The organism is Vibrio sinaloensis DSM 21326 (assembly GCF_000189275.1).
In the GTDB taxonomy this organism is placed as follows: Bacteria; Pseudomonadota; Gammaproteobacteria; order Enterobacterales; family Vibrionaceae; genus Vibrio; species Vibrio sinaloensis.
Genome location: NZ_AEVT01000018.1, coordinates 142,530 through 163,344, shown reverse-complemented (window position 1 = coordinate 163,344; position 20,815 = coordinate 142,530). Strand labels below are relative to the sequence as shown.

Here is a 20,815-nt window from a genome sequence, read left to right as displayed (position 1 = left end):
TTGTATTTGGTCAGACAAACAAAAAATAAAAGAAAAAGCACTAGTAAAATGTGCAAGATTACAAATCACCAACATTTGTAGCCAAGATAGAGCAGAACTCGGTGCTCCATTTGATTGAGCTTTAGTTCGGTCAGTTGCTCAATTTTTTCCAACCGGTAACGCAATGTGTTTCGATGGATACTGAGCGCCTCACAAGTCAGCGAAAGGTCGCAGTCATGCATTAGGTAAACCTGAAGTGTGTTAAATAGCACCGATTTACTCTCTTGTTGAAGCTTTTCTAATGGTGCAACCAATTGAGCGCGGCGCCACTCGTCTTGCTGCAAGCCCGCTACCAATACCGCCAATTTATGTCGATGATAAAACAAGACGCGACTGGTCTTATTGGCGGTGAAATCTAATGTCGCTTTAGCAGTGTCGTAAGAGCGAGCCAACCCTTCAACACCCGGAAAGTATTCGCCTACCGCGATAGTTGCCGACACACCGCTTTGCTGTTCGACGTTATGTAACAGCTTTTCTAATTCGATACGGTCATGCTGATGCTGCCAAACGCCTTCTTTGAGTCGTACCGGTTTGAGTAACACCCAATCATTGCTAGCGAGTGAAACCATCCCCACGATATTGTCTTGTGTCGCGCTTTCAAACAGTTGTGTCAGCCTCTGTTGCTGCTCTAACGATAAGATTTGACCTACTTTGGGTATCACTTTCACGGCCACCGCGACTCTGGGTTGTGCCAAGTCTAACTTCAGGTTTTGCGCCACAGACAGCAGTTGAGCTTCACTTAACGAAGATCCTTGAATAAGCTGAAGCAACAACTCTTCACGATGGCGTTTGTCCCACTGGATCTGCGCGAGCATGGCTTCATGTTCGACAATCAGTTCAGCGGTCATTTTGACCAATTCACCATAACGCCTCACTTCGTCGGGAGAGCCCGAAATACCAACCACACCAATGACCTCATCCTGATAAACGATCGGTAAATTGATTCCTTCTTTGACACCACTTAACGTGCTGGCCATGGCCTGATCAATTTCAACTATCCGATTATCATTGATCGCCAGTAACGCCCCCTCATGGGTATGGTGTAATCGTGCTGCATCGCTCGAACCAATGATTTGGCCCAGATCATCCATAACATTCACTGGAAACTGAATAATCTTGGTTGCTCTGGCAACAATTTGTTGGGCGATTAAGGTGTTTATTTGCATCTATTTTGCCTGAGATGTGGATCAGTTGGCTGACCTGTTTAACATACCATAAGCGACTGAATCTGTGAGTCGAATACTCACGTGGGGAAGCGAAAAAATCCCGAAGTAAGTTCACCAGGTGCCTGCTAAGTAGGAGCCCGAGAATCTATACTCCTGCCTGTTACCTTACAACGGGAACGCGTATAAAAGGAGACTAAAAACTACGCGATTTAGTAGCAAACTCTTTAGGGTTCATGCCAAACCCACGGCGTGCACAGGGAGAGGAATCCTCTGCTCACCGATGATGACAAGTAAGTCGTCAATCACGAATCGAATGCGCAGAACGTTTTTCGATCGCTTTAATCAGTGCCGAGTGATCCCAATCTCGGCCCCCCAATGCCGCACAGTCTTCAAACAGTTCTTGCGCATTGGCGGTGTTTGGCAATGCCACTTCAAGCTCTTTTGCGCCAGACAGAGCTAAATCCAGATCTTTCTGATGCAATGAAATTCTAAAGCCTGGGTCAAACGTGCCTTCGATCATGCGCTCGCCATGAACCTCTAAAATCTTCGAACTGGCGAAACCACCCAATAACGCCTGACGCACTCGAGCTGGATCCGCTCCCGCTTTGGAGGCAAACACAAGTGCCTCAGAAACCGCTTCGATATTCAATGCAACGATTATTTGGTTGGCCACCTTGCACGTCTGCCCTGCACCGTTATCACCAACAAGCGTGATGTTTTTGCCCATCACCTCAAACAGGGGACGTGCTTTATCAAACGCCTCTTGAGCGCCACCGACCATAATGCTTAATGTCGCATTCAAGGCACCAACTTCGCCACCAGATACTGGCGCGTCTAGGTACTGAGCGCCACTCTCATTGATTCGCGCAGCGATTGCCTTGGTCGCCATAGGTGAAATTGAGCTCATGTCGATCACCAACTTAGTGTCACTGCTACCAGTCAGGCCAGCTTCGACACCTTTGTCACCAAACAGTACGTCTTCGACTTGCGGCGTATTTGGCACCATAAGGATGACGGCGTCCGCCACTCGTGTCGCTTCTTCAGGCGAGTGGCAAACAATCGCGCCGGCTTCAACCAAATCTACTGGCGGCGGATTGAAATGATCCGACAGGACAATTTGGTATCCCGCTTTTTGCAGGTTTGCGGCCATAGGACGGCCCATGATGCCAGTACCGATAAATGCAATTTTCATATTCTGTTCTCCATAACGATTACCCATCTGCCCGATGGGCGCGACCGCACTTAGCGGTATAAATTGATCCAATCTAAGCCTTCAAGAGTGGTGCTCTTAGGCTTGTACTCACAGCCGACCCAGCCTTGATACCCAAGCTCATCAAGATGTTTCAAGACGAATGGATAGTTAATCTCCCCAGTGCCGGGTTCATGCCTGCCTGGGTTGTCAGCTAACTGCACATGAGCAATTTGGTCGATGTTGGCACTCATGGTTGGCGTGAGATCGCCTTCCATGATTTGCATGTGGTAGATGTCGTACTGAATGAACAGGTTGTCACTACCCACTTCTTTGATCAGCGCTTTCGCCTGCTCAGTCGTATTGAGGAAGAATCCCGGGATGTCACGCGTATTGATGGCTTCAATCACTAAGCGAATACCAGCCTCTTTTAGAGCCTGCGCGGCATAACGTAGGTTGATAACAAATGCCGCATGCGCATCTTGCTCACTTACCCCTTGTGGAACGATACCGGCAAGACAGTTGACCTGGGTATTGCCCAGTACTTTGGCGTATTCAATGGCTTTGCCGACGCCAGCTTGGAATTCTTCGATTCGGTTCGGGTCCACGGCAATGCCTCGCTCGCCGGCATCCCAGTCGCCAGCCGGCAGGTTGAACAACACTTGGGTAAGTTGGTTTTCATCCAACTTCTCCTTGATTCGATCGGCTTCTAAGGCGTAAGGAAACAAATACTCTACGCCACTAAAACCCGCCTTTGCTGCGGCCTCAAAACGATCTTCGAAGTCCAATTCGGTAAACAACATGGATAAATTTGCTGCAAACTTTGCCATTTTGATTTCCTTATTCTGTTAGCTGTTATTGATTAACGCGGTTGGGGCATCGTCAGCGCTTTCAGCCAAGGCTTCGAACTCGTTGATTGAGTCAATCTCAACGCCCATGGCAATGTTGGTTACCCGCTCTAGGATTACTTCAACCACAACAGGCACCTTGTGCTTGTTCATTAACTCTTTCGCTTGAGCAAACGCCGCTTGCATCTGTTCTGGGTCAGTCACTCGAATCGCTTTACAACCTAAGCCTTCAACAACTGTCACATGGTCTACACCGTAGCCGTTGAGCTCTGGCGCGTTCTGGTTCTCGAACGCCAACTGAACACAATAGTCAATGTCGAACTGACGCTGCGCTTGGCGAATCAGGCCAAGGTAAGAGTTGTTTACCAAAACATGGATGTAGGGCAGGTTAAACTGCGCACCAACGGCCAGCTCTTCAATCATGAATTGGAAGTCATAGTCGCCAGAGATGGCAACGATATCGCGATTTGGATCCGCGGCACGTACACCGAGAGCGGCTGGTGTCGTCCAACCTAGCGGGCCAGCTTGACCACAATTAATCCAATGACGTGGCTTATACACATGTAGGAATTGCGCTGCGGCGATTTGAGACAAACCGATCGTGCTGACATAACAAGTATCGCGACCAAACGCTTTGTTCATCTCTTCATAAACCCGCATTGGTTTAATCGGCGCATCGGTATAGTGAGTTTTACGTAACATCGTCGCTTTACGCTGCTGACATTCGCCAACCCACGCACTGCGGTTTGGTAATTTACCTGCGTCACGCCATTCACGCGCCACTTCCACCAGCAATTCAAGTGCTGCTTTGGCATCAGAAACAATGCCAAGATCCGGACAGAACACGCGCCCAATTTGAGTCGGCTCAATATCAACGTGAACAAACTTTCGTCCTTTGGTGTACACATCCAAAGAACCCGTGTGGCGGTTAGCAAATCGGTTACCAATGCCGAACACAAAATCAGATTCAAGTAATGTCGCGTTACCGTAACGATGTGCCGTTTGCAGACCAACCATTCCCGCCATCAGTTCATGGTCATCGGCAATAGAGCCCCAACCCATCAGAGTTGGTATCACAGGAACACCCGTAATCTCGGCAAACTGTTGCAGCAGTTGCTCCGCACCGGCGTTGATAACCCCCCCGCCCGATACGATTACAGGGTTTTCTGATTCACACATCATCGCCAACGCTTTTTCTACTTGCGCTCGAGAGGCTTTAGGTTGATAAGCTTCCAGTGGCTCATAGGTATCGATATCAAACTCAATCTCTGTCAGTTGCACATCAAGCGGTAAATCGATCAATACCGGGCCGGGACGCCCTGAGCGCATCAGATGAAACGCCTGTTGAAACGCACGAGGTACTTGAGCTGGCTCCAATACCGTTGTCGCCCACTTGGTGACAGGCTTAGCAATAGATTCAATATCGACCGCCTGAAAATCTTCCTTGTGTAAGCGAGCCGTTGGCGCTTGGCCTGTAATACAAAGGATAGGGATCGAGTCAGCCGACGCCGAATACAAGCCAGTGATCATATCAGTCCCTGCTGGTCCAGAAGTGCCGATACACACGCCAATATTCGCTTGCTCAGTCCGGGTATAACCTTCTGCCATGTGGGAAGCCCCTTCAACATGACGCGCTAAAACGTGGTCGATCCCACCGAGCTTTTTCATCGCCGCGTACATAGGGTTAATGGCTGCACCGGGGACACCGAAGGCAATCTCTACACCTTCCTTTTTCATTACTTCTACTGCGGCTTCAATTGCCTTCATCTTTGCCATACGAACCTCCATTTCGATTGTATACAATTCAAAGATACTTTGTGTACTATGAATCATATTAAGAATTTGGCAACCCCCTAATGCAACATTTTTTCAACATAGAGCAACTGCTCGAAGTGAACGCTAACCCTGAAAAGCCTAGAAATCATTACTTTATGTAAACTATCTTTACGTAAAAATAACTCACAAAAAATTCAAATGAAAAATAATTGTTAAATTCCTTTGATTGTTTACATAAATTGAAATATAAGTATTCGTACAAAACAATTTTTGTACACAAAATCATTCGGTATTGTTTAAAGGAGACAAACAATGAATCTGAACGATGTAGCAGAAAGAGAACAAACCGCTTGCTTGCGAGTGGTCGGTAATATGGACAACCCCGAGTACCAAGCCATACTCTCAACCGAGGCTCTGTCATTTCTTAATCAACTTGTCACTCGGTTTGCACCACGTAGAGATGCTCTATTGCAAGCGCGCGAAGAACAACAACAACGCTATGACGCAGGCGCGCTACCCAACTTCCGAGCCGATACACAAGCCATTCGCGATAACAAGAGCTGGAAAGTCGCGACTCCCCCTGCTGAACTCCTAGATCGTCGTGTCGAGATCACTGGGCCAATCGACCGAAAAATGGTGATCAACGCCCTAAACTCTGGTGCCAAAGTCTTTATGTGTTGCTTTGAAGATGCCTCCTCTCCAACGTGGGATAACATGGTGCAAGGGCAAATTAACCTGCGTGATGCCAATGACAAAACCATCAGCTTTTATGACCAAAAGAAAGACAAGCATTACCAACTGAATCAAGACCCTGCACTACTGATTGCCCGCCCGCGAGGCCTGCACCTACCGGAGCAATCAATTCAATTTGCAGGTCAACCTATCCCAGGTTGTCTGATGGATTTTGCGCTCTATTTCTACCACAACTACTTGTCACGAGCAGAGCAAGGGCTTGGGGTTTATTACTACATCCCTAAACTTGAAAGCATGGAAGAATCTCAGTGGTGGGATGACGTCTTCTCTTTCACCGAAGACTACTTTGGCGTACAACGCGGCACGATTCGCGCAACCGTACTGATCGAAACGCTGCCAGCGGTTTTTCAGATGGATGAGATTCTTTATGCCATGAGAGATCATATCGTGGCGATGAACTGTGGCCGTTGGGATTATATTTTCAGCTACATCAAAACACTGAAAAATCACCCTGACCGTATTTTGCCAGACCGCCATGTCGTTGGAATGGATAAAGAGTTCCTTAACGCCTATAGCCAACTACTGGTTCGTACCTGCCACCAGCGTGGAGCATTGGCAATGGGTGGCATGTCAGCCTTCATTCCGGCCAAAGATCCAAGTGAAATGGAGCGCGTAACAGCAAAAGTCATTGAAGACAAAGAACGTGAATCACGCAATGGCCACGATGGCACCTGGGTGGCGCACCCGGCTCTGGTGGATCTAGCTATGTCGGTATTCGACAAAAACCTGCAAGGGAAAACCAATCAACTCGATTTTGTTAGCCCTACCCACAACATCGGTGCCGATCTGCTACTCAAGCCTTGTGAAGGCAGCCGCGATGAAGCGGGGGTTCGCAAAAACATTCGCATTGCACTGTATTACATTGAAGCGTGGATTCAGGGGCAAGGATGTGTGCCTATTTACGGCTTAATGGAAGACGCCGCAACCGCAGAAATTTCACGCGCCAACATCTGGCAATGGATTCATCACAGCATTGCCCTTGATGACGGCCAAGTGTTTAGCAAATCATTGTTCCATTCTTGGCTCTATCAAGAACTGGACACCATAAAACAGGAAGTCGGTGATGCTCGTTATGCCGCTGGTCGCTTCGAACAAACCGCTGACCTTTTCTTCGAGCTATCAACGGCCGACGAGTTCGCCAACTTCCTGACTTTACCTAGCTACCCACTACTTCAAGGAGTGGCGTAATACCGAGTAACACTCTCATCCGACAGTGCTGCTGGTAATGATCAATAGGAGATAACATGGGAAGTTTAACTCTAGAGCAAGCCTTATCGGTGACCAATGGCACCTTTCGAACTGGCACCCAAAATCAGAGCGCACCGTTAACAGTCGCCGTTTTGGACAGTGGAGGAAAGCTGATTTCTCTGCAACGCCAAGATGGATCAAGCATGATGCGGCCAGACATCGCGATAGCAAAAGCATGGGGCGCGTTGGCGCTAGGCTGTTCATCACGTAAGTTGGCGCAGGATGCGGATAATCGCCCGGCGTTTATCTCGGCGGTCAACGTGCTCGCGCATGGCAACATGGTTCCTGTTCCGGGTGGGCTGTTGATTCGCGACGACCAGCACAACATTCTCGGCGCCGTTGGAGTAAGTGGTGATCAATCTGATATTGATGAACGCTGCGCCCTCGGCGGTATCGACCACGCGCAACTGTACAGTGATGAGTTAACTTCTTAACGGTATAACCCATAGAAAAACGCCCGATATCCAAGCAAGATATCGGGCGTTTGTTGTTCTGGTTTCGCTATTCGTATTGAGTGAGCCAACCTTTCAAAATCATGTTGATCTGTTTTTTCTGGTTACTGTTCATACCCTTGACGAGCTTAGTTTGCACCGCGGCGTGCTCTTCAATAATTTGATCAATCAGCACAAAACCATCTTGAGTCAGCTGTACGGTGACACTGCGACGGTCCTCTTTACTGTGTTCACGTTCAATCAAACCTTTCGACTCCAGCTTATCGAGGCGGTTGGTCATCGCACCAGACGTTAACATCATAGAATCAATCAATTCAGACGGAGTCAATCGAAACGGCTCACCACTACGACGCAAGGTAGCAAGTACATCAAACTCACCCAGTTTCAAATCATAACGCTTATGTAGTTGAGCGACTTCCGTTTCCATATACTTTGCGATCCGCATTAAACGACCCATTATCGCCATTGGCTCAGTTTCTAGATCTGGCTTTTCCTGAGCCCATTGCTCCACTACTCTATCAATAGCGTCCATGAATATGTGTCTCCAGTAACAAAATGCTGTGTCGAATATCTTAACATAAAGATACTTTACAAACAGCGCTTTTAGGCGTACATTCCTCACAAAAGTATCTTAACGTAAAGATAGTTGTTATGAATATATTACTTGCCATGATTCCAGCCTTCTTTTGGGGCACCACTTATGCGGTTACGCAATTCACCCTTGCGGACTGGCCACCCCTACTGCTAGGCGCAATTCGAGCATTGCCAGCTGGGCTGCTACTGCTGGCGTTTAAACCCAGCTTGCCGAAAAAAGGCGACTGGCAAATCTTGTTCAGCTTAGGCTTGATCAATATCGCTACCTTTTTTGGCCTTATCTTTGTCATGGCCTTAACCTTGCCTTCTGCGATCTCTGGCGTCGGCATGATCTCGGTGCCAGTGTTTGCCATGCTGTATAATTGGCTGATCAACAAACAGCGACCAGGGGCCATTCAAGCGGTATCTGGCGCAATGCTGGTCGGTTTAGCTTGGCTGTTGTTTGATCCAAGTTCACTCAGCTTAAACCCTATTGGATTGGGTGCGATGCTGGCTGCCATCATGTGTATCGTGGTGGGCAGTTCGCTGACTAAATCACTGGGAAACCGAATGCACTGGTGGACAGTACTGACGTGGCAGCTGATTTTGGGTGGTGTGATTTTGTCGATTGCAGCAGGCGTTCAAGGCATGATGCAACCAGACAAGTACGCGGCAATCATCGACAATTTCTCAACCACTAACTTGTCTGGTTTACTATGGGTCGTCGGCTTGAATACCGCGCTCGGCTACGGTATGTACGTCTGGCTACTACAGCGCATGTCAGTGGTTGACTTTACCTTTGGTGGCATCGCCAACCCTATCGCAGGTATTGTGTCTGGCTTGGTATTGCTGGGTGAGTCGTTTACACCATTCCAGTACAGCTTGATGATTGGCATGATTGTCATGTCTTTACTTCCTCAAGCAATACTCGCAATCAGGCAGAACAAAGCGGCTCCGGCTGAGTGCCAGAGCTAAAGAGCCCAACCTTGCCATCGACAGCCGCGCTCTTTAGTGCGGCTTTTTTGTTCATTCACACCGCTCACAATCACGATTGCTATACTTTGGACACATTCACCAAGGAGACTGTGCCAATGTGTGGCCGACTTAATGTTATGGACGATCCCCTCTGCGAGGTAGTGTGCGAGCAGCTTGGCATGGAGTTTTCAACCGAAAGTAATCCAGACTTGCGCCCAACGGAACAAGTAGCATGCGTTGGCTGGAGTCATTCACAGCTTCAACAATGTAATTTAGCATGGGGAATCAAGCCTGACTGGGCCAAACGACTAATCATCAATGCCCAAGCGGAAACTGTCGCCCAAAAGCCAACCTTTGCTCACGCCTTCCAACACCATAGGGTCATTGTGCCATGCAGCGGATGGTATGAATGGCGGCAAGAAGGGGATCACAAGGTCAAATACCTCTTTTCGCCAGCGGAACCCAACCCACTCTACATGGCGGCCATTGCGCTTGAGAACAATGCTCGCCTAGTCACACTAACTACCCAACCTACTGAGCAATGCGCCCCGTATCATCGTCGTATGCCAGCATTGATCGCAGCGCCGGATATTCGCGATTGGCTCGCGGGCTCGTCTTGTCACGCAGAGCGTTTGCTTGGTCAGCCGTATGATAAACTGCTGAAAATTCGCTAACGCTGGCTTTGAGTAACCAAACTCAGAGCAAATCCCATTAAATCGATAAGGAATATGAGCAATGCACCCATGGAACAGCGCCGTTCTCTCCGCGCTTGAGCCACTAGCGAACCCAGAAAATGCCAAACAAATGCAGTCTTACATGCGTGATCAGTTCGTATTCTATGGCATTCAATCAACCCAAAGACGAACTGCACTTAAGCCTCTTTGGCACAAAGCGCAGTTGCCCGAAACACCGCAAATACCTCAAGTTGTTCGAGAGCTTTGGCTGCAACCACAACGCGAATTACAAATGGTTGCGGTCGACTTACTGATCAAATACAAAAACCAGTTACCCGCGTCGTTTTTAGCCGATTTAGAGTGGTTGATCACCACCAAATCGTGGTGGGACACCGTCGACATGCTCGCTTCACACGTTACCGCTGCGTTGTATCATCATCATAGTGCAGAAACACAAGACTACCTGAACCACTGGCGTCAATCGGATAATATCTGGTTACGGCGCAGCGCGATTCTCTATCAACTCAAATTCAAGCAACAAACCGATGAAAAGTGGTTGTTTGGCATACTCAAAGAGAATCAAGCAGACAATGAATTCTTTATCCAAAAAGCCATTGGCTGGGCGCTGAGAGAGTACTCTAAGACCAATCCAGATGCGGTAACCTCATTTATAAATCAGCAAGACATCCAAGGCTTGGCCAAGCGAGAAGGCCTTAAATGGCTCAATAAGCAGCGATAGATTAGCGAGCCAAATTGCGCAGAGGAGACACATGGTCTTCAAAAGGGACGTGGCGACGATGGAAGTGTTTTTCTGGTACGAGTTTAGGGCAACGAATCCTATCCATACGGAAATGGCGAAAGTCGCTTCGAGTCGGGTCCCAAGCAACGAGATACCACAATGGCGGCAATATCAATATCGCTTGGGGCTCCACTTCTCTTTCAGTCCTAACCCCTTTGGCATCGCAATACTCAAAAGCGACATGCCATTGTTCAAGAAAAGCACTCTCAAAAATAGGCAGCAGCTCTTCCTCCATCGCACCAATGTCGTTCCTATTGACTTGCGGGGCTAACTCTCCCACATACAAGCAATCGAGAAAGCGCCGCAAATCAAACAGTTGCTCAGTAGGAAGGGCTTTCTCTATTTTGCTTAGCCCAAGGTCGGCGAGCGTTGAAAACGGCACACCTCCAGTCGCACGCACAGAAGCAACACATACCACCAGAGCAAACACTTCGGATACCGATAATCGCACGCGAGTTTGCACAGAACGCGGGTCAAGCTGCAGCCCACCGCCACGCCCAGGTTCGGAATAAATAACAACACCTTCATCACGCAATGCACTGATATCACGAAGGATCGTGCGCTTTGAGGCGCCCACATCTTGCGCTAACTGCGCGACCGTTGTCGTGCCCTGGCGTCGTAAACTGCGCACTATGGCGTCTTGTCGTAAGCGTACATTCATCTTGTTATGAAACCACATAAAGGTGCCACTATTTGGCACCTTTAGAGTATATAAACTCTCTCACCATATGCACTGCGCATTGCTAATGCTGTGATGCAAACCGATGAATCGCCGTTCAATGTCACAGCATCAAATCATCACACCAATACATTTTGGAGCTTATCAAGGAGCAAACATGCTTTACCCCGCTGATTTTCCAACCCCTCGCCTAATCGCTGTCAATGGTATCGAAATCGAAGTGTTCGAAGCCGGTCAGCACAACAGAGGCAACCCCATCGTCCTTTGTCATGGGTGGCCAGAGCTCGCTTTCTCTTGGCGCAATCAGATTCCGGCTCTTGTCGCTGCTGGCTATCATGTCATAGCACCTAATCAACGCGGTTATGGCGCATCTTCTCAACCTAAAGACGTCACCGCATACGACCTTGTTCATCTGACCAATGATTTAACCGCGCTACTTGATCACTACCATTACCAACAAGCCACTTTCATTGGCCACGATTGGGGGGCCATGGTGGTATGGGGGCTCGCACTCCTCCACCCGCATCGAGTCAGTAAAATTATTAACCTTAGCTTGCCCTATCAAGAGCGGGGAAACGTCCCATGGATAGAGTTCATGGAACAAATATTTGGAGGTGACCATTACTTTGTCCACTTCAATCGCCAGCCAGGAATTGCGGATGCCGTGTTAGAGGAGAACACGGCTCAGTTCCTAACCAACTTGTATCGAAAAAACTTACCGGTTGGAGAGCCACAACCTGGGATGGCAATGATTAACTTGGCTAAAACAGAACAACCACTTGGGGAGCCAATTATGACAGAAAGCGACATGCAGATTTTCATCGCCTCCTTTTTGGCTTCGGGCTTCTCCAGTAGCATCAACTGGTACAGAAACCTAGACAAAAACTGGCACTTATTGGCCGATGCAGATCCCATTATCCACATACCGACGTTGATGATATACGGCAGTCAAGACTCTATTCCTGTCTCTGAGCGGCTAGAAGCATTTGTGCCGAATTCCAAGGCAATAACGCTAGATTGCGGTCACTGGATTCAGCAAGAGAAACCACAGGAAACCAATCAAGCCATCCTAAACTGGCTGCTCACCTTCGACTAATCGCTAAACGCCAATTAGCTGAAACTGTGCCATGCTAAGTGCTATTACTCTAATTGGCTGGATAAAATGGACAAGGATAGGTCATTTTTAAATCGGCACAGCTTAGCAGGCTTTGGGGCCACATTTATCGGTGTCGGTATGGGACGATTCGCCTATATCGCACTGATCCCAGTCCTAATTCAAGCCGGCTGGCTCAGTGATAGCGAAGCGGCTTACCTTGGTGCAGCGACGCTGATCGGCTACATCTTTGGGGCACCCGCAGCCAGTTTTCTATTGCGTTATTTTGCAGCGGGACAGCTGATTCGGCTCGCCATGCTTATCGGCAGTTTAAGTTACCTTGGCTGTGCGTTTGAGCAAGCACCACTGGGTTGGTTTTACTTGTGGCGCACTTTAGCAGGAGTATCAGGTGCCGTATTGATGGTCTTGGCGCCCCCCGAAGTGCTCAAATCACACGATAAAGCAGTAAAAGCCAAAGTCAGCGGTGTAGTATTTTCCGGATTAGGTTTTGGTGCCATGCTGTCAGGGACCTTAGTTCCTGCGCTTATCGATCAAAGTATTCAAGCGGCTTGGTTGGGGTTAGGTGGCAGCTGTTTGCTTGTGACCCTCTTCACGTGGCGCAGTTGGGACTGCACGCCATCCCACCAAACCTCCGGTATCATTCAGGCCTCTTTTAAAACCCTTTCACAGCCACAGCGCTACACCTTAGCTCTGATAGCACTGGCCTACGGGTGTAATGCGCTCGGCTACCTTCCTCACACCTTATTTTGGGTTGACTATATTGTTCGCGAGCTGAACCACTCCTTTTCTCAAGGTGGGTTCTACTGGTCAATCTTTGGTATTGGTGCCGCCATTGGCCCTGTCCTCGCAGGCATCTGCGGCGACAAATTTGGGATCCGAAACTCACTGCTCTTGACCTATTCACTTAAAGCGGGTGCGGTCGCTTTACCCCTACTATCTAACCAGCCTATCGCCTTATTTATCTCTTCATTGATGGTCGGTGTTTTAACGCCAGCCTCAGTAAGTTTGATTTCCACCTACACCCTCGAAGCGGTTGGTTATGAGTTACACACCAAAGCGTGGGCGATGGTGACGCTCGCATTCGCCGTCGCTCAAGGGGTTGGCGGTTATGCCATGGCCTACTACGCTTCTCAACTCACGAGCTACGCTCCGTTGTTCATGTTTGGCAGTGTCGCATTGGCCATCTCATTACTCGCTATCTACCTAAGTGTTTCGCCACGCCAACAACCCACATCAAAGCTAGGAAACAACAAAAATGAAGCTATATCTGAATGACACCTCTCCATTTTCTCGTGTTGCCGTTGCCGCCGCTGCCCTTACAGGCTGTGAGCAACTCCAGCTTCATTGGATTGACCCTTGGCAATCACCCGCTAAATTGGTTGATCTTAACCCTCTTAGTCTGATTCCAACCCTAGAGTTAGACGAGCACATTGCACTTACTGAAAGCCTGTGTATTTGCCAATATCTCATTTGCAACGGAGACAACAGCCAACTGGCTGATACCGATTTCACTCAGCCACAGCAAGTGGCTAGGCTTGGATTAGCAAAAACGTTAATGGAAGTAGCTTTTCGCAGCGTGGCATTGAGTCGCTTCAGCGACGATGACCACCTGTGGATAGAAAAAGGCAAAGCTGGGGTTCAGCAAGGCTTAGTTGAATTAAACCGTCAATTTAGCCAATGTGAGGAACCCAAGATTCTCGCTAATCTGGGCAACCTCTATTTGCATGTCGCACTGGATTACATTCAATTTCGTCACCCAATTTTATTCAATCAGACCGACACAACGGCAATTCAAGCCTGGCTTAAACGCTCACCATTTGAAGCAACGCTAAGCCAAATCAGTTTAACTTGGCTAGCAACCAAGCCAGAGACGCTTAGCCGCTAAGCTGGCAGAGGAAGCAGCACTTATTTACAGTGTAAAGCTTCCTCAAGTACACGTCCTTGATAAAGTGAAAGTGGAGGCAGTTGGTCGTTCGGTCAATGGGAGTTGTCGGCCGCTTGCGTCGCACAAGCAAGATATAGAAGCATTGCGGAACACTTGATACATGACGAACATGAGCAAGGTTGTTGGTCCCCACTCACGTTGAAGGCACATCAATCACCAAAAACTCAAAAAGCATTTGTATCAACCACTTATCACCAAAAGAGGTAGAAAAAGCCCAATCTATGTCGAAATACGATAACTAAGAAATCGCCTTTATTATTAGCATATGCCAATAATAAGCCGTTATAGTGTTCTAAATTTCAACGTACTTTGGAGCCAGCATGATCTACGCTATTCCCTGTATCAACAAAACGGTAAGTAATCACTTCTCTCGCTGCCAGCAAATCGTCCTCATAGATTCCGTCACTCAGCAAACGCAGTACCTCTCAATGTCTCAGGATGCATCTTGTTGTAGTACCAAGAAAAAGTGGCAGCAGGTTATTGCTGGTTACAAAGTAGACGTTGTTGTAGTGAGAAACATTGGCCAAAATATGCTCAAGGGGCTGTTTAATTCTAAAGTTAAAGTGTTAGCCACGAAAGCAAAGCAAGATGTGCACGACATCAATTTTGCCGAGCTGATTGCAGTAGACAGTTTAGAGTTCGCTCGAGTATCACCAAAGCAAAAAGTCTGCAGCAAGAACGACGCGACTTCAACTTTGGCACCTTCAAAACCAAACTGGCGTTCAATCCGGAGGATCAGACGATGACGATACTACTTACAGTACTTATTTTCGTTAGCTTCATCGCCTTAATGGCAATCGGGGTGATGTTCTCTCGCCGGCCAATTCAAGGCAGTTGCGGTGGGTTGTCGAAACTAAACATCACTCGGGAGTGCGACTGTAAAGATGTGTGCGAAGGGACAAAGCGAACGCTTTATCAAATCAAAGAGCCTGACTAGCTTATGTTATTGAAGTTTTAGGGCATGACCTTGGATGATGCTAGAAGCAACTTTTTGCCTAGCGCGTTTGATGATGTTACCAAACGTTTGACGAGACACCTGCATCTGCACGGCGGCATCAATCTGATTCAACCCTTCTTGGTCAGCAAGTCTCAGCGCTTCTAGCTCATCCGGCAACAGCTCAACTATCTGCAACGCATCCATCGCAACGCCGTTGGGTTTGTAGAACGCATGAGCGGCACGAGTGCAGATGTGACGATGTTTCTTTGGACGAGCCATATTGAGTATCCAGAGGTAAAAATCCAGTTTGTGTAACGCAAGATTGTAGCAAGGGAGACGGTACGAAACCATGCAGTCTGAAGCGAGCCGCTAAATCGGTCACTCGCTGACGGAGTGCTATAACTTGATAAGTTACCTAGTTTAGGATCACCGTTTAGATATTCAACAATCTCAACCTTAAATTCCGCGGAGTTAACGAAGCAAACATTTTATCAGTCTGGTTCATCGGCTTAACGGCAGAATTTCCCGCTCCATCTAGTCGACGTAAATCGCTTTATCAGGACAGCGGAAATAGTCAAAGATCATTGCGATATCTTCAGGCAGTACTCGCCCTTGTGAAAGTTCTGGCAATTGTTCGGGTAAGAAGAAATCAATCTCAGAGATTTCGATATTGGTCGTTGGCTCACCGGAAACAAAGTCGCACAAGAAAAATAATTTGTAGATATGGAATGGGTACTCAGGTTGATATGGATGGACAGCTCGGTCTTTGACGGCAATAAGTCGTGGGTTATCAACCACGAAACCGGACTCCTCTAGCACTTCACGGACCACGCCCTGCTTAGGTGTTTCACATACATCTCCCCAGCCACCAGGCAAGGTCCAGCAATCATCTTCGCGCTCGCGAACGAGTAAGATTTTACCGTCTTTTATCACCCCGGCGCGCAGGTCTATCTTTGGTGTCGGATAACCACTTTCTGGAATAAACAGTTTCTCTACCGCAGCAACCGGAGCATCACTTAAGTAAGCAAACATCTGATGCGCAATATCATCAAGTTGCTGGTATCGTTCTAAATCATATTTATCTCGACCATAAGTCTCACCAGCTTGTGCTATCGCTTTGATCTGTTTTGCCCAGTTAAGCCAAGGTTGCATATTAAACGTCCTATTATTATTGATTTACGTACACTATCTCAGAAATACATATCTATTTACGTGATGGATAGCTTATTAATAAACCAAACCAGAAGGTTATAAATATATTTACTTATGATGACTTACAGTAAAAATCATCAATTATTATAGATAGCGCTTTCGTTATTATTTTACAACTAGGTAAACCTTTAATTAAATAATAAAAAAGGCCGTCTATGCGGCCTTTTTACTACAACAAAAGATTAACTCCCTCTGATTCCACCCTTCGCTAAGCACATGTTAGGCTGCAGCATTATCGCGTTACCACCCAAATAACAGATAACAAAGCGATCCGAGTTAGATGAAGAGCTTTCTCCCGCAACAAGCAAAGGAGAAAATAAAATTGCTACTGTTAATATCAACCCTTTCATATTACCTCCTAATTAGTTAGGTAATATTCAATATAGTCAATAAATACCAATCAGCTAAATATATTAATTATCAATATTTCTAATTACTCGACACGGATTACCAGCGGCAACAACATTTGCCGGGATATTTTTAGTGACTACACTACCTGCTCCAATCACGCTATTTTCTCCGATCGTCACACCTGGGCAAACAATCACACCACCGCCGAGCCACACATTATCACCAATGTGGATCGGGTGGCCAAATTCAACCCCCTCTTCGACGCGACCTTTCACATCAAGCGGATGGCCTGCGGTGTAAATCTGAACATTAGGTGCAAACAAGACATTATCACCAATGTGAACCTCTGCCACATCGAGTACTACGCAATTAAAGTTAGCGTAGAAATTTTTACCTAGCTTAATGTTAGAGCCATAATCACAACGGAATGGCGGCTCCAAGTACGCTCCTTCAGAGCCTGGAATTAAGGCATCGATCGCCTGTCGCCACTCGTCTGTATCAGGAATACTGTTATTCAGCTTTTGCATTATCTTGCGACACTCGACACGTTCACTGTACAACTGCTTGTCCCATGCATCGTATGGCTCACCTGCGAGCATTTTTTCTTTTTCGCTTCTCATCACTCAGTTACCTTTAACCACAGCACATCATAGGCTGCTAGCAAAATATCTTCACCAACCAGTTGATTACCCGACAGTAAATCTCGAGGTCGTCTTGAGCCCAAAATATCGCATATCGACGCCGGAATTGATTGCGTGGATTCAGCGAAATTACAGAGAGCGAGAAGTTGCTCACCCTTTGCGTTAGTGCGGCAGTAAGCAAAAAGTTGCGAACGATAAGTTTCTAGAATCTCTGTCTTGGCATTCCCAAATTCAGGGTGATTTCTACGCAGTGCTATCATCTGTTTAAGATCTTGGTTGATGCGATGCTGATAGCTGCCTTTGGTTTCTGCCAATGCGACCGCTTGTGGGCTAATTTGAGGACGGTTTACCCAGCGTGCATCTTCGCGTTTAAACTCATCATTCAAGTAGCTGTGATCGTTCAAGATACCTAGCTCATCCCCCTGATAAATCAGCGGAATACCACCTATGCTCAAGTTGATGCTATTAAGCAGACGAATACGCTTCAATGCGTGCTCAATCGCTTGTGAATCATCCGCTTCTATCGCTCTTTCTAGCCCAGCAAGAGAGGCCAAAGAGCCACATACTCGGCAATCACCCGTAGTTGGGTTTTCTTGGAATGGCACACCCTGAGAGAATGAACCGTCGAATTTGCCAGTGTAGAACTGGTTTAGGAAGCGGCGATGCTCATAGCCATTAATACCGAGCTGCTCAGCGACTGCATCATCAAACGTCCAGCCAATGTCATCGTGACAACGAATGTAATTCACCCATGAACATTGGTCTGAAATCTCAAAACTTTTCTTTAGAGATGCTGTAAGTAGCTTGGTTTCACGTGTTGCCAAGCTTTCCCACATCAGCGCCATCATCAGTGGGTTGTAGGACAACTGACACTCTTGTTTGTCGATGTACTGTGCCACCTCGTCCGGGTGCACAATCGCTTCAGATTTGAATAAAACGGCAGGTGCTGCAATCTGCAAACAGGTATTGAAACACTGAATCAGAGTATGCGCTTTTGGCAAGCTTTCACATTGGGTCCATTTCTCTTTCCAAATAAACGCCAGCGCATCAAGACGTAATCCTTCACAACCAATATTGGCAAGGAACAACATCTCATCGGTAATTGCATTGAACACCGCCGGGTTTGAGTAGTTAAGATCCCATTGGAAGCTGTTGAAGGTTGTCCAGACGTACTTCTCTACATCTTCTAAGAAAGTGAAGCTGCCACGGCGAACGGTTGGGAAGATCTCGCGACAGGTTTGGTTGTACTCTTCCACTTCTTGCTTATCGGTGAAGAAGTAATAAAAATCTTTAAACTCAGGATTGCCCTTACGTGCTTGCTCTGCCCATTGGTGTTCATCTGAGGTGTGGTTGAACACGAAATCCAGCACTAGGCTGATGCCTTCATCACTCAATGCCTCTGCCAGCTGAGCCAGATCTTTCTCCGTACCCAGCTTAGGGTCCACCTTGCGGTAGTCCGACACGGCATAACCACCATCGCTGTCCCCTTCCGGCGCTTTGTAAAGCGGCATCAGGTGAAGATAGTTGATACCCAGAGACTTGAGGTATGGGATCTTCATTTGCAGCTTTTTCAAGTCACCGGCAAACAAGTCCACATACACCGCCATGCCGAGCATTTTTTCACTGCGGTACCAACTTGGATTGCTCAGGCGTTTTTCATCCAGATTTTTCCATTTACGCTTACGACCTGCAAAGGCTTTGGCAAGCACTACCACCAGCTTTTGCAAATACAAAAAGAAGTCATAACGTTCACCGTAAAGCGTGTGCAGCTGCCCAATTAAAGATGGAAAGTGCTGCGCCAGACGCTCAAGAAACACCTTCTCATCTTTCTTGGTCAGCTTTGGCAGCTCTACTGAATCAAGCACTTGTTGCAATGCTTGCTTAGTTTGTAATTCGTTTAACATGTTTTCTCTCCTGCCAAGCTAGATACTTGAACGTTGCGCAGGGCTAGCGAGCCGCTGTCAACGCTCACAGCAACACTGGCTTGCGTCTCTTTGGCGTAAACAAGGTTGGTAAAGCTGAACTGGCCTGCGTTAATCAGTAGCTCAACTGAGCCTTTGTCAATCAACACTTCGATTTGGAATTCATTCTCAATCGGTAAGGTGACGCGATAGTCGTGCGGGAAGTGTTGATCAATCCGTTCAGTACCAAACTGACCGCGACGCACTGAACGCACTTCTACACCTTGTTCAACACCAATAAACTCAAAGTAAGCGGGATTATCTTGGTAGACATTCAAGTGCAACGTTTGGCTATCTTGTAACGTCACATCAGCGCTGAACTTCATGACTTCTTTCAGGCTATAAATACTGATCGCTTGTTCGTCACTTGGCTCTGGCGTTTGCACATCCAGACTTAACGCCTGATTAAGCTCTCTCACAAAGCGTTGTCCAACACGTAGCCCTGCTTTCCCTTCAAACAGAAAGAGCTCTCGAGGCATCGTCATCGAACTGCGGAACTTTTGAGTTGGTAGCTCAAGGGAGTACTGATGATTACTCATCCATGTACTGACGATACGGCGGCCGTCTTCCGCAGGGATATCAGAAAATGACTGAGTCGCGTAATAATCACGACCGAAATCGAGCCACAGTAACGTCTCTGGATGATTGTGATTTGTGAAGGTTTCGCCATCAAAGTCACCAATGAAATACTGCGTACCTGCGCCACCACAGTGCGCCCCCTCACCAATACCAACCACCAGTACCCAACGCGTTTCTTGTAAGCCTTCGATCGGCAGTTCAAACAAATCGGGGCACTCCCAAGGCCCTTTGCTGTGCGCTCCGTGGCGGTAGCCAAACTCACTTACCAAGTGCCAGTCTAAAAGGTTGGTCGAACGGTAGAACTCGATATGTTGACCGCAAGACACTACCATCACCCAAGCTTGGCTTGGCTGATGCCAAATCACCTTAGGGTCTCGAAAATCTGGATTACCACGTGCTGTAATGATCGGTGCGCCGTTGGCGAACTTCTTCCAAGTCATCCCATCTTGACTATAAGCGAGAGACTGCTGCTGAATTGGGTTTTCAACTTCAGTGCCATCAGCCAGTGTCACTTTAGGTTGAATGAACGACGTATAGAACGCCAATAAGCCTGGTTTACCCGTTTCAAAAAGGCCTGAGGTGTTATGCCAATCAACGATCGCACTGCCCGAAAAGCACATGCCAGATTGATCGGGCAACAAAGCTGGCTCATGTTCTTGCCAGTTAATGAGATCCTTACTGGTTTTGTGCCCCCAATGCATCGGCCCCCAAACCATGTCGTTCGGGTAATACTGATAAAACTGGTGATAATCACCATTGAAGAACACCAATCCATTTGGATCGTTCATCCAACCTGAGTTAGGCGTCATATGCAATAAAGGGCGATACTGTTCGCTCATAAGCCAATTCCAATGTTGTTGTGAATATTTCTAGGTTTGAAAGCGATAAAAAATGGAGCCTGAAC

21 protein-coding genes are annotated in these 20,815 nt (G+C 47.5%); 10 read left to right on the top strand and 11 right to left on the bottom strand.

The genetic code is table 11. The features are described from left to right. Positions 1-65: 65 nt before the first annotated feature. The 4 genes from RH45_RS04150 to gcl all read right to left on the bottom strand — a co-directional run bounded on the left by RH45_RS04150 (position 66) and on the right by gcl (position 5,018). Positions 66-1,205 (bottom strand): sugar diacid recognition domain-containing protein, encoded by a 1,140-nt coding sequence (locus RH45_RS04150; protein ID WP_008074192.1) that lies wholly within the window; start codon positions 1,203-1,205, stop codon positions 66-68. Between the two features lie 298 nt (positions 1,206-1,503). Then, positions 1,504-2,397, bottom strand: coding sequence for a 2-hydroxy-3-oxopropionate reductase (locus RH45_RS04145; protein WP_008074191.1), 894 nt, complete (start codon positions 2,395-2,397; stop codon positions 1,504-1,506). A 50-nt stretch (positions 2,398-2,447) separates the two neighbouring features. Next, complete coding sequence (hyi, locus tag RH45_RS04140) at positions 2,448-3,224, bottom strand: hydroxypyruvate isomerase (RefSeq protein WP_008074190.1); 777 nt, start codon at positions 3,222-3,224, stop codon at positions 2,448-2,450. Between the two features lie 18 nt (positions 3,225-3,242). Next, positions 3,243-5,018 (bottom strand): glyoxylate carboligase, encoded by a 1,776-nt coding sequence (gene gcl, locus RH45_RS04135; RefSeq protein ID WP_008074189.1) that lies wholly within the window; start codon positions 5,016-5,018, stop codon positions 3,243-3,245. Positions 5,019-5,330: 312 nt separating this feature from the next. On the opposite strand from gcl, the gene aceB reads away from it, so the two are divergent. Further along, positions 5,331-6,959 (top strand): malate synthase A, encoded by a 1,629-nt coding sequence (gene aceB, locus RH45_RS04130; RefSeq protein ID WP_008074187.1) that lies wholly within the window; start codon positions 5,331-5,333, stop codon positions 6,957-6,959. A 56-nt stretch (positions 6,960-7,015) separates the two neighbouring features. Beyond that, positions 7,016-7,453: a GlcG/HbpS family heme-binding protein gene (locus RH45_RS04125; protein ID WP_008074185.1), complete on the top strand. Its 438-nt coding sequence runs from the start codon at positions 7,016-7,018 to the stop codon at positions 7,451-7,453. Positions 7,454-7,520: 67 nt separating this feature from the next. On the opposite strand, the gene RH45_RS04120 is transcribed toward RH45_RS04125, so the two are convergent. After that, entirely contained in the window at positions 7,521-8,003 is a 483-nt protein-coding gene (locus RH45_RS04120) for a MarR family winged helix-turn-helix transcriptional regulator (RefSeq protein ID WP_008074184.1), read from the bottom strand. Positions 8,004-8,122: 119 nt separating this feature from the next. Between RH45_RS04120 and RH45_RS04115 the strand changes: the two genes are divergently transcribed. The 3 genes from RH45_RS04115 to RH45_RS04105 all read left to right on the top strand — a co-directional run bounded on the left by RH45_RS04115 (position 8,123) and on the right by RH45_RS04105 (position 10,432). Continuing rightward, on the top strand, positions 8,123-9,019 hold the full coding sequence (locus RH45_RS04115) for a DMT family transporter (RefSeq protein ID WP_008074183.1): 897 nt from the start codon (positions 8,123-8,125) through the stop codon (positions 9,017-9,019). A 116-nt stretch (positions 9,020-9,135) separates the two neighbouring features. Then, positions 9,136-9,693 carry an SOS response-associated peptidase gene (locus tag RH45_RS04110; protein ID WP_008074182.1) on the top strand — a complete coding sequence of 186 codons (558 nt, stop codon included), beginning with the start codon at positions 9,136-9,138 and terminating at the stop codon, positions 9,691-9,693. Positions 9,694-9,754: 61 nt separating this feature from the next. Next, positions 9,755-10,432 carry a DNA alkylation repair protein gene (locus tag RH45_RS04105; protein ID WP_008074181.1) on the top strand — a complete coding sequence of 226 codons (678 nt, stop codon included), beginning with the start codon at positions 9,755-9,757 and terminating at the stop codon, positions 10,430-10,432. Between the two features lies 1 nt (position 10,433). On the opposite strand, the gene RH45_RS04100 is transcribed toward RH45_RS04105, so the two are convergent. Then, on the bottom strand, positions 10,434-11,153 hold the full coding sequence (locus RH45_RS04100; RefSeq protein ID WP_039958201.1) for a helix-turn-helix transcriptional regulator: 720 nt from the start codon (positions 11,151-11,153) through the stop codon (positions 10,434-10,436). Between the two features lie 175 nt (positions 11,154-11,328). On the opposite strand from RH45_RS04100, the gene RH45_RS04095 reads away from it, so the two are divergent. From RH45_RS04095 to nqrM, 5 genes are all read left to right on the top strand, one after another. Next, on the top strand, positions 11,329-12,267 hold the full coding sequence (locus RH45_RS04095) for an alpha/beta fold hydrolase (protein ID WP_008074177.1): 939 nt from the start codon (positions 11,329-11,331) through the stop codon (positions 12,265-12,267). A 66-nt stretch (positions 12,268-12,333) separates the two neighbouring features. After that, positions 12,334-13,560 (top strand): YbfB/YjiJ family MFS transporter, encoded by a 1,227-nt coding sequence (locus RH45_RS04090; protein WP_039958173.1) that lies wholly within the window; start codon positions 12,334-12,336, stop codon positions 13,558-13,560. Continuing rightward, positions 13,541-14,170, top strand: a complete 630-nt coding sequence (locus tag RH45_RS04085) for a glutathione S-transferase family protein (RefSeq protein WP_008074173.1) — start codon at positions 13,541-13,543, stop codon at positions 14,168-14,170. The genes RH45_RS04090 and RH45_RS04085 overlap by 20 nt, the downstream gene beginning before the upstream one ends. Positions 14,171-14,550: 380 nt before the next feature. Beyond that, positions 14,551-14,976: a NifB/NifX family molybdenum-iron cluster-binding protein gene (locus RH45_RS04080; protein WP_008074171.1), complete on the top strand. Its 426-nt coding sequence runs from the start codon at positions 14,551-14,553 to the stop codon at positions 14,974-14,976. Then, the gene (nqrM, locus tag RH45_RS04075; protein ID WP_008074169.1) at positions 14,973-15,167 is read left to right on the top strand and encodes a (Na+)-NQR maturation NqrM; all 195 of its coding nucleotides are present in this window, start codon (positions 14,973-14,975) and stop codon (positions 15,165-15,167) included. The genes RH45_RS04080 and nqrM overlap by 4 nt, the downstream gene beginning before the upstream one ends. 6 nt (positions 15,168-15,173) lie before the next feature. Here the strand turns inward: nqrM and RH45_RS04070 are convergent, their stop codons facing one another. The 5 genes from RH45_RS04070 to RH45_RS04050 form a co-directional block, all read right to left on the bottom strand. After that, a complete protein-coding gene (locus RH45_RS04070; protein ID WP_008074168.1) occupies positions 15,174-15,446 on the bottom strand; it encodes a DUF134 domain-containing protein in 273 nt (90 codons plus the stop codon). Positions 15,447-15,701: 255 nt separating this feature from the next. Then, positions 15,702-16,319 carry an NUDIX hydrolase gene (locus RH45_RS04065; RefSeq protein WP_008074167.1) on the bottom strand — a complete coding sequence of 206 codons (618 nt, stop codon included), beginning with the start codon at positions 16,317-16,319 and terminating at the stop codon, positions 15,702-15,704. 473 nt (positions 16,320-16,792) lie between these two features. Further along, on the bottom strand, positions 16,793-17,350 hold the full coding sequence (locus RH45_RS04060) for a sugar O-acetyltransferase (RefSeq protein ID WP_008074165.1): 558 nt from the start codon (positions 17,348-17,350) through the stop codon (positions 16,793-16,795). Beyond that, the gene (locus tag RH45_RS04055; protein WP_008074164.1) at positions 17,350-19,275 is read right to left on the bottom strand and encodes an alpha-amylase family protein; all 1,926 of its coding nucleotides are present in this window, start codon (positions 19,273-19,275) and stop codon (positions 17,350-17,352) included. Before RH45_RS04055 ends, RH45_RS04060 begins: the two co-directional genes overlap by 1 nt. After that, complete coding sequence (locus tag RH45_RS04050) at positions 19,269-20,750, bottom strand: GH32 C-terminal domain-containing protein (protein ID WP_008074163.1); 1,482 nt, start codon at positions 20,748-20,750, stop codon at positions 19,269-19,271. The genes RH45_RS04055 and RH45_RS04050 overlap by 7 nt, the downstream gene beginning before the upstream one ends. Positions 20,751-20,815 lie beyond the last annotated feature (65 nt).